Source organism: Sphingomonas sp. R1 (assembly GCF_025960285.1).
In the GTDB taxonomy this organism is placed as follows: domain Bacteria; phylum Pseudomonadota; class Alphaproteobacteria; order Sphingomonadales; family Sphingomonadaceae; genus Sphingomonas.
Genome location: NZ_CP110112.1, coordinates 248226 through 257344, shown reverse-complemented (window position 1 = coordinate 257344; position 9119 = coordinate 248226). Strand labels below are relative to the sequence as shown.

General features: G+C 67.6%; 8 protein-coding genes. 6 read left to right on the top strand and 2 right to left on the bottom strand.

Annotated features, from left to right (window positions below):
- The first annotated feature begins 182 nt into the window (after positions 1 to 182).
- Together OIM94_RS19405 and OIM94_RS19400 are read left to right on the top strand one after the other, a co-directional pair.
- On the top strand, positions 183 to 464 hold the full coding sequence (locus tag OIM94_RS19405; protein WP_264610049.1) for a type II toxin-antitoxin system Phd/YefM family antitoxin: 282 nt from the start codon (positions 183 to 185) through the stop codon (positions 462 to 464).
- Entirely contained in the window at positions 461 to 793 is a 333-nt protein-coding gene (locus OIM94_RS19400) for a type II toxin-antitoxin system RelE/ParE family toxin (RefSeq protein ID WP_264610048.1), read from the top strand. The genes OIM94_RS19405 and OIM94_RS19400 overlap by 4 nt, the downstream gene beginning before the upstream one ends.
- A 15-nt stretch (positions 794 to 808) precedes the next feature.
- On the opposite strand, the gene OIM94_RS19395 is transcribed toward OIM94_RS19400, so the two are convergent.
- The gene (locus tag OIM94_RS19395) at positions 809 to 1057 is read right to left on the bottom strand and encodes a response regulator transcription factor (protein ID WP_264610047.1); all 249 of its coding nucleotides are present in this window, start codon (positions 1055 to 1057) and stop codon (positions 809 to 811) included.
- Positions 1058 to 1293: 236 nt separating this feature from the next.
- Here OIM94_RS19395 and OIM94_RS19390 point away from each other — a divergent pair, with 236 nt between their 5' ends.
- A complete protein-coding gene (locus OIM94_RS19390) occupies positions 1294 to 1971 on the top strand; it encodes a FadR/GntR family transcriptional regulator (protein WP_264610046.1) in 678 nt (225 codons plus the stop codon).
- Here OIM94_RS19390 and OIM94_RS19385 read toward each other — a convergent pair.
- Positions 1961 to 2506, bottom strand: a complete 546-nt coding sequence (locus OIM94_RS19385; protein ID WP_264610164.1) for a gluconokinase — start codon at positions 2504 to 2506, stop codon at positions 1961 to 1963. The two genes, OIM94_RS19390 and OIM94_RS19385, sit on opposite strands and share 11 nt — an antisense overlap.
- Before the next feature lie 137 nt (positions 2507 to 2643).
- Between OIM94_RS19385 and OIM94_RS19380 the strand changes: the two genes are divergently transcribed.
- From OIM94_RS19380 to OIM94_RS19370, 3 genes are all read left to right on the top strand, one after another.
- On the top strand, positions 2644 to 5658 hold the full coding sequence (locus OIM94_RS19380; RefSeq protein ID WP_413716414.1) for a glycosyl hydrolase family 28-related protein: 3015 nt from the start codon (positions 2644 to 2646) through the stop codon (positions 5656 to 5658).
- 122 nt (positions 5659 to 5780) lie between these two features.
- A complete protein-coding gene (locus OIM94_RS19375; RefSeq protein ID WP_264610045.1) occupies positions 5781 to 8744 on the top strand; it encodes a TonB-dependent receptor plug domain-containing protein in 2964 nt (987 codons plus the stop codon).
- Between the two features lie 130 nt (positions 8745 to 8874).
- A complete protein-coding gene (locus OIM94_RS19370; protein ID WP_264610044.1) occupies positions 8875 to 9069 on the top strand; it encodes a hypothetical protein in 195 nt (64 codons plus the stop codon).
- The last annotated feature ends 50 nt before the right edge of the window (positions 9070 to 9119 follow it).

Below are 9119 nucleotides of genomic sequence, written 5' to 3'. Positions count from 1 at the left end.
TCGTGCCTCGCTTTGCGCGGTTGAATGAGAGTTAGCCAACACATCTCATATTTCGTTCAAAGCGGCAAGCTATGCGCCAAAACGGCGCAACTTCTGCGCAGCGCGATTGTTATCACGGCCTCTCAAGACTATATTCGGACCGATAATGGTCTGAAAATCCACCAAAAGGGTTGGGAGGTCGCATGCGCTACACCGAACAGGTCAAGCCTGTCAGTTATTTGAAAGCCAATGCTGCCGACGTCCTGCGTGGCCTGGCAGAAGGCGGCGCTCCGCTGGTCATCACCCAGAATGGCGAGGCGCGGGCGGTGCTGCAGGACGTGGCGAGCTATCAGGCCACCCAGGAGACGCTGGCGTTGCTGAAGCTCATGGCGCTCGGCACGCGCGATGTGGAGGCAGGTCGTGTCACGCTCGCCCGCGACGCCATCGCGCGGCTGCGCAAGGGCAGCACCGACACCGCGGCATGAGCGTCCGCCACACGGTCTATCTCACCGACGGCGCCGAAACCGACCTCGCCGAGATCCACGCATGGATCGGTGCGAACCGATCGGCGGAACAGGCGGACGCGTTTCTGGACATGATGCTGACCAGGATCGACAGCCTGGAAGCGTTTCCGGATCGGGGCAGTATCCCGGGCGAACTCGATGCGCTCGGCATCCGCGAGTTCCGGCAGATCGTGGCGCCGCCCTATCGCCTGATCTACCGGGTCATCGTCGATCATGTGTTCGTGCTGCTGATCGCGGACGGCCGCCGCGACGTCCAGGCGCTGCTGGAACGCCGGCTGCTTTCGGCCTGAGCCGATAGCGCGAACCTACCAGCCGAACTGACCCGCCGCGATCGCGGCCTGGGTGCGGTTGCGCACGTTGAGCTTGCGCATGACCGCGGTCATGTGAACCTTCACGGTCGCCTCGGCCATGCCGAGCTCATAGGCAATCTGCTTGTTGAGCAGCCCGGAGTGCACGCAGCGCAGCACTTCCATCTGGGTGGGGGTAAGGCGAGGCGGGGTCGCGGCGTCGCCGCTGTTCCGTTCGGCCGGTTGCGCTTGAGTCGCGGCGTGCATGCCCTCTCTCCCTGATCGATCCGCTTGCGAGGTCGCTGCCTCCAGATTCGTTAACGTTAACTACGCAGATTTGTAGGACAGGTTCAAGCGCAAAATCACGTGGGACGTGCGCTTGGCGGGTGAATACTAGCATTTCGCCGGCTGGCTGGCTAAACCTGTCTGATAGGTTCCAGTGCCAGCAGGCGCTGCGGGCGGGGGAGGACCATGGCGGCACGACAGATTCAGGGCACCGCGCGATGACGCAGCCGCGCCTTGCCGACCACGCCTATGCGGCGATCGTCGAGTGGATCAAATCCGAAGGGCTGGCGGTCGGCGACCGGCTGCCATCCGAGGCGCGCCTGGCCGAGATGTGCGGCGTCTCCCGCGCGATCGTCCGCGAGGCGCTGGTACGCCTCGTCTCCGACGGGATCACCGAGGTGCGCCGCGGGGCCGGCTCGTTCGTCAAGGGGCGGCCCTCGGAGCGGCTGGCGGCGTTCATGCCGCTTGCCGAGCTCCCGCTGACCCTGGGCAGCTACGAGGTGCGTTTCGTGCTGGAGACGGAAGCGGCGCGGCTGGCCGCGGTTCGGCGCACGCCCGAGCAGATGGTCGCGCTGGATGCCGCCCTGGGCAGGCTGCGCGCCGCATTGCTCTCGAGCGCGCCGGCGCATGTCGAGGATCGCGAGCTGCACCGCGCGATCGCCGACGCGACGGGCAACCATGCCTTCCAGCAGGCTTTCGACGCCCTCTGGCCGGATGTGGAGAAGGTGATGCAGGCGGGGGTCGACATCTCGCGGTCGCGCTCGGCCGAGGTCGTCGCGGTGATGCTGCACGAGCATGAGGTGATCGTCGATTCGATCCGCGCGCAGGACCCCGAGCGCGCTGCGCTGGCGATGCGCTGGCACCTGGGGGAGGGGCGCCGCCGCCTCATGCCCTGAGCGCGAGACCGTCCAGATGCGCCAATACCCGGTCCCGCAAGTCGACGGCGGGCAGGGCGCCGGGCAGGACCAGCGCGGTTTCCGCAGGGGAGGGGGGCTCGAGCGTGGCGAGCTGGCTGTCGAGCAGGCTCGTCGGCATGAAGTGGCCGGGGCGGCGCGCCATCCGCGCGACCAGCGCCGCGCGATCCGCCTCGAGCAGGACGAACTGCACGGGGGCGGCGATGCGGTGGCGCAGGCGGTCCCGGTAGACGCTCCGCAGCGCCGAGCAGGCCGCCACCGCCCGCCCGTGCCGGGCCATGGATTGCGTGACGGCGGCGGACAGCCGATCGAGCCACGGCCAGCGATCGGCATCGGTGAGCGGCTCGCCGCCGCGCATCTTGGCGACCGCCTCGGGGGCGTGAAAGGCATCGCCCTCCAGGAACGGGCAGCCAAGGGCTTCGGCGAGCAGCGCGCCCAGCGTCGACTTGCCGCAGCCGCTCACCCCCATCACGATCACGGCGCCGGGGATGGGCGATCCGGCGGGCAGGCTGGGCATGGTGTTTCGGCTCCGGGCAAGGCTGGCCTGCTTGTGAAAGGCGAGGCCCCCGCTGGAAACTACGACCTTGGTCGCAGGTGCCGCCGCGCAGCGCATGGGATAGCTATTGCAATCAGATAGTTAGGATGGGGATACATATGCGCTGCCTGCTCGCCGGATTGCTCGTCGCGACCTCGCTCACCGCTCCCGCTCTGGCGCAGCAGGCGTCGCTCTTCCCCACCGCACCCGACGAGCCGCGCGCGGTGACGGTGAAGGCACGGGGGGACGGAAAGGCCGACGACACGGCCGCGCTGCAGAAGGCGCTGGACGATGCACGCGACGCGACGCGGCATGGCGTGGTGTTCCTGCCCTCGGGCCGTTACCGGATCAGCCGCACGCTGGTCGTGCCCGCAGGGGTGCGCGTCTATGGCGTGGGTGCGACGCGACCGGTGATCCTGCTCGGCGCGAACACGCCCGGCTTCCAGCAGGGCGTCTCGACGATGATCGTGTTCGGCGGTGACGACCAGTACGCCGTCGGCAAGGTGCCGGTGCCGGTGCCCACGGTGGTTCCGCGCGACCGGGTCGTCCGCGACGCCAATTCGGGAACCTTCTATTCGTCGATGAGCAACGTCGACATCGAGATCGGCGCCGGCAACCCCGCAGCGGCGGGGGTACGCTTCCGCATGGCGCAGCATGCGTTCCTCAGCCACATGGAGTTCCGGACCGGCTCGGGCTTTGCCGGCGTCTACCAGGCCGGCAACGTGATGGAGAAGGTCGCGTTCAAGGGCGGGCGCTACGGCATCGTCACCGAGAAGACCTCGCCCGCCTGGCAGTTCACGCTGATCGACTCCACCTTCGACGGCCAGCGCGAGGCGGCGATTCGCGAGCATGAGGTGGACCTGACGCTGGTCAATGTCGCGATCCGCGACACGCCGGTGGGGATCGAGATCGACCGCGGCTATTCCGACTCGCTCTACGGCAAGGACGTGCGGTTCGAGCGCGTCTCGAAGGCAGGCGTGGTGATCTCCAACGAGAACAACGTCTTCACCCAGGTCGGCTTCGACAATGCGGTGGCGATCGACAGCCCGGTCTTCGCCCGTTTCCGCGAGAGCGGCAAGACGGTGGCGGGGAAGGGGCGGGCGTACCGGGTCGGTGCGTTCTCCTATGGCCTGAAGGTGCCCGCGCTCGGCGACATGGGGAGCTACGATCTCCAGGCCGAGGTCGAACCCCTGGCCAGCCTGCCGGCGCCGCGCGGACCGGCCGTGCGCGCGTTGCCCCCGATGAACGCGTGGGTGAACGTCCGCAAGCTCGGCGTGAAGGGCGACGGGACGACCGACGATACCGCCGCGCTTCAGAAGGCGATCGATGGCAACCGCGTTCTCTATCTGCCGATCGGCTTCTACAAGGTGACCGACCGGCTGAAGCTGCGACCCGACACGGTGCTGATCGGCCTGCACCCGGCGATCACCCAGCTGACGATCCCCGACAACAATCCCGCCCATGCCGGGCTGGGAAGCGTGAACCCCATCCTCGAGACGCCGCAGGGCGGGGACAATATCCTCTCCGGCCTCGGCCTGTTCACCGGCCGGGTGAACCCGCGCGCCTCGGCGGTGCTGTGGCGCTCGGGTGCGAACAGCCTGATGCAGGACGTCAAGATCATGGGCGGCGGCGGCACCCCCACCGCCGACGGCAAGCCGCTCGGCACGCAGCAGGCGCGCAGCGGCGACCCGGTGGCGGACGGGCGGTGGGACGCGCAATATCCGAGCATCTGGGTGACCGACAATGGCGGCGGCACCTTCACCGATGTGTGGAGCCCCAACACCTTCGCCCAGGCCGGCTTCTATGTCACCAACACCAGCACGCCGGGACATGTGTACGAAATGTCGGTCGAGCATCACGTGCGCAACGAGTTCGTGCTCGACAATGTGCAGAACTGGGAGTTCCTCGCCCCCCAGACCGAGCAGGAAGTGGGCGACGGCCCCGATGCGGTTTCGCTGGAGATCCGCAACTCGCGCAACCTGCTGTTCGCCAATTATCATGGCTATCGGGTGACGCGCAGCTATCATCCGGCGCCGAGCGCGGTGCGGCTGTTCAACTCCGCCGACATCCGCTTCCGCAACGTGCATGTGAACGCCGAGAGCGGCTATGCCGCGTGCGACGACGAAGGCTGCGGCACCTTCCTGCGCGCCAGCAAATATCCGTTCGACAACGCCATCCAGGACGTGACCGGCAAGCGGCTGGTGCGCGAGCGCGAGTTCGCCCGGCTCGATATCGGCGCTGCCGAGCGGCAGGTGGCGGAAAAGCCCGCATCGTCCAAGGTCGAGAAGCTGGAGGACGGCTTCTACTCGATCTCCGGCGCGACCGTGGATGCGGCCGGTCGGCTCTACTTCATCGACCGCCGCTTCCAGCGCATCCAGCGCTGGAGCGAGGCCAAGGGCCTCGAGATCATCCGCGACCATGCGCTGGACGCCGTGAACCTCGCGGTCGACGCTTCGGGCCATCTGCTGGTGCTGTCGTCGCTGGGGCCCAAGGGCGCGGTCTATTCGATCGATCCGGACGGACCGCGCGACCAGCTGACCCGCATCGAGCCCACCCCGATCGGCGCGGGGGCGGGCGCGAAGACGCTCCTGCCGGTCAACTGGTGGGCGAACGGCGAATTCCGCGACCAGCTCAACCACCAGACCTACCAGTTCACCACCATGGCCGAGCTGTTCGCCAGGGAAGCGGGCGAGCCCAAGACCCAGGCCTATGTCTCGCCCGACGGCAGCGTCGCGCTGCCCGCCTTCCGGGTGTGGCAGCAGGGGCCGATCGACCATGTCGGCTGGCGCTGGTCGCACGCGCTCAACGCCAATGGGCTGGTCGGCGGCAAGCCGGGCGAGCGGCTGTTCGTCACCAACGGATCGGAGAACATCACCTATTCCGGCACGGTGGGGCCCGCCGGCACGCTCACCAACCTCAAGCCCTTCGCCAGTCGCGGCGGCGAAAGCGTGGCGGTGGCGCGGGACGGGCGGGTCTATGTCGCGAACGGACAGGTGTTCGTCTATGCGGCGGACGGCCGGCAGGTCGGCCGGATCGACGTGCCGGAGCGCCCGCTGCAGATCCTGTTCGGCGGCGAGGGCGGGCGCACGCTCTTCATCCTCACGCACCACGCGCTTTACGCCACGCGTCCCTGAACGGCGGCCGCGGCCGTCTACCACCTATGTCGTACGTGTCGGCGGCCGCGCGCGGGACTAGCGTCGAACCATCATCGCCACGGGTCGGATAACGACCGGAAAACATTGGAGGGGTTCGGCCCATGAAGGGGATTTTCGTACCGCATCGGCAGCTCTGCGGCGCCAGCCTGATCGCGCTCGCCGCAATGGGGCTCACCGGCACCGCCGCGGCGCAGACCAGCGCGCCCGCACCGGCCACGGTGCCCACCCAGGAGCCGCCGGCACCCGCCGATGCCGAACCCGCCCAGATCACCGTCACCGGCTCGCGCATCGTCGCCAGCGGCTTTACCGCGCCCACGCCGACCACGGTGATCGGCGCGGAGCAGATCACCGCCAACGCGCAGCCCAACCTGTTCAACACCATTGCCCAGCTGCCCTCGCTCCAGGGCTCGACCGGCGCCGCGACCGGCACCTTCAGCACCTCGAGCGGCCAGCAGGGCCTCAGCTCCTTCTCGCTGCGCGGCCTGCAGCCGATCCGCACGCTGACCCTGCTCGACGGCCAGCGCGTCGCCGCCGCCAACGTCACCGGCGTGCCCGACATCAGCCTGTTCCCGCAGCTGCTCGTCCAGCGCGTCGACGTGGTGAACGGCGGCGCGTCCGCCTCCTACGGCTCGGACGCGGTGGGCGGCGTGGTCAACTTCATCACCGACACCCGCTTCACCGGATTCAAGGCCAACCTCCAGGGCGGCATCACCACTTATGGCGACAACAAGCAGATCCTGGCGCAGGGCGCCTGGGGACGTTCGTTCGCGGGCGACAGGCTCCACCTGATCGTCAGCGGCGAATATGCGCATGACGGCGGTGTCGGCCCCGGTGATTTCGGCACCGATCTCGCCCGCAGCCGCACCTGGTACAAGGCGACCACGCTGCTCAACACCGGCCAGACCAACAACGGGTCGCCGCAGTTCGTCTACAGCGACTATGCCCAGCCCTATCAATATGCCCGCTATGGCCTGATCAACAACGGCCCGCTCCAGGGCATCGCGTTCGACGCCAATGGCACGCCGTACAATTTCAACTATGGCTCCGGCGGCCAGCCGCTGGGCACCGGCCGGGTGAGCAACTGCTATCCGGGCAACAGCTTCTGCGTCGGCGGCGACCTCACCGGCGCGCCGGGTTCGGGCGCGTCGCTCGTCTCCAAGCTGCAGCGCGTCGTCGGCTACACGCGCATCGGCTACGACATCGCGCCGGGCAACGAGATCTACGGCACGCTCAACATCGGGCAGGTCAAGACTAACAACCAGCCGAGCCCGGGCTATAACCGCCCGAACCTGACCGTGCAGTGCGCCAATCCGTTCCTGCCGCAGCTCATCCGGGATCGCTGCACCACCGCAGGCATCACGCAGTTCAACTTCGGCACCAGCAACGGAGCCTTCCCCGATCCGCAGGTCTATACCGATCGCCGCCAGTATCGCGGCGTGCTCGGCGCCAAGGGCAAGTTCACCGCCGCGGGGGGCGAGTGGAATTACGACGCCTATTACGAGCACGGCGTCACCATCGCCGACATCAACGTCCACGACATCGTGCTGCAGAACCGCTATGTCGCGGCGACCAACGCGATCAGCCTCAATGGTGCGATCGTCTGCGCCGATCCGGTCGCGCGGGCGGCGGGCTGCCAGCCCATCAACGTCTTCGGCGCCTTCGCCCCCTCGGCTTCCGCGCTTGCCTATGTCACCCCTGCCAATGGCCCGTTCCAGCACACCAAGCTGACCCAGGACGTGGTCAGCGCCAATCTCTCGGGAAATCTGATCGATCTCTGGGCCGGTCCGCTCAGCCTCGCGATCGGCGGCGAATATCGCCGCGAGTTCTACCGGGTGAACGCCGACCCGTACGGCGCCGGCGCGTCCAGCCCGAACAGTGCCGCCTATCCGGTCGATCCGTTGCTCAACGCGGCGCAGGGGAGCAACTGGGCGGCCGGCAACTACAAGAATGGCGGCGGCAAGTACAATGTCTACGAAGCCTCCGCCGAAGTGAACCTGCCGCTGCTCGACAGCGACAGCCTCGGCCGCGCCAACCTCAACGCGGCTGCGCGATACACCCATTACAGCACCTCGGGCTCGATCTGGGCGTGGAAGCTGGGCGGCACCTGGAACACGCCCATCGACGGCATCCGCCTGCGCGCGGTGACCTCGCGCGACGTGCGTGCGCCGAACCTCTCCGAACTGTTCGCCGCCCCCACCGTCACCACGCTGCCGAATTTCAACGATCCGTTCCGCAACGTCGCGGTGCAGGCGTTCCAGAACACGGTGGGCAACCCCAACCTGAAGCCGGAAATCGCCCGCAACACCTCCGTGGGCATCACGCTGGCCAATCCGCACTGGCTGCCGGGCCTGAGCGTTTCGGTGGACTATTATACCATCAAGCTGAGCGGCGTGGTCTCGACGCTGTCGGCCGACCAAATCGTCCGCTTCTGCTTCGAGGGCAATCAGGCCTTCTGCGGCGGCTTCGTCCTCAACAGCCCGGTCCAGGGCGGCAATTTCATCAACGTGCAGCCGTTCAACCTGGCGAGCTGGAAGACCAGCGGCGTCGACATCGAGGCAAGCTATCGCTGGGCACGTCCGCTGGGCCTGCCGGGCAACTTCACGGTCCGCGCGCTGGGCACCCATGTCAGCGAGTTCCTGGTCCGCGCGGGCATCGCGGGCGTGGCGACGGTGGACAATGCCGGGGCCAATACGGGCGCAACGCCCAAATGGAAGTGGCTGGCGATCCAGAGCTACGACAATGACCAGTTCAGCCTGCTGGTGCAGGAGCGCTGGTTCTCCGACGGCGTGTTCGGCAACCAATATGTCGTCTGCCAGACCGGCTGCCCGGCCTCGACCGGCAACAACCCGACGATCAGCCGCAATTTCATGCCCGGCGCCTTCTATGTGGACCTCGGCGGATCCTACAAGGTGACCTCCGGCGTGCAGGCCTATTTCAAGGTCGACAATCTGTTTAACGTCGATCCCGCGCCCTCGCCGCAGACCAATACCGGCCTCGACGTGAATCCGGCGCTCTACGACACGATCGGCCGCACCTATCGCGTGGGTGTGCGCCTTACCTTCTGATCCCCTCGTCCCCCGACGACCCCTGGTCCCGGCCGAAAGGCCGGGGCCTTTGTTTTTGGGGAAACCCGCGCGGCGACGGGCGTTGGGGCGGGGTGCGCAGGCAGCTGCGCCCGGATCAACGGAGACGATCATGACCGACGCGACCAAGACCGTTTCGAACGGCAAGACTGCCCTTACCGACGATATCCGTGCCCATTTCTCGGGCGACGCCCCGATCGCCGAGAAGGCGAAGAGCTTCGCCAAGGCGCGCCCGTGGACGAGCGCTGCCTTTCTCGGCATCGCGGCGCTGGCGGTGCTCAACGGCGTGCGCGGCGTTCGCCCGTAAAGACGGCGCTCGGCGGGGGCGTGTCGCCTCCGCCGATGCGGACAAGCGCG

Coding starts and splice junctions, on each gene's coding strand:
- OIM94_RS19405 (WP_264610049.1), top strand. CDS start 183: ATGCGCTACACCGAACAGGTCAAGCCTGTCAGTTATTTGAAAGCCAAT.
- OIM94_RS19400 (WP_264610048.1), top strand. CDS start 461: ATGAGCGTCCGCCACACGGTCTATCTCACCGACGGCGCCGAAACCGAC.
- OIM94_RS19395 (WP_264610047.1), bottom strand. CDS start 1,057: ATGCACGCCGCGACTCAAGCGCAACCGGCCGAACGGAACAGCGGCGAC.
- OIM94_RS19390 (WP_264610046.1), top strand. CDS start 1,294: ATGACGCAGCCGCGCCTTGCCGACCACGCCTATGCGGCGATCGTCGAG.
- OIM94_RS19385 (WP_264610164.1), bottom strand. CDS start 2,506: ATGCCCAGCCTGCCCGCCGGATCGCCCATCCCCGGCGCCGTGATCGTG.
- OIM94_RS19380 (WP_413716414.1), top strand. CDS start 2,644: ATGCGCTGCCTGCTCGCCGGATTGCTCGTCGCGACCTCGCTCACCGCT.
- OIM94_RS19375 (WP_264610045.1), top strand. CDS start 5,781: ATGAAGGGGATTTTCGTACCGCATCGGCAGCTCTGCGGCGCCAGCCTG.
- OIM94_RS19370 (WP_264610044.1), top strand. CDS start 8,875: ATGACCGACGCGACCAAGACCGTTTCGAACGGCAAGACTGCCCTTACC.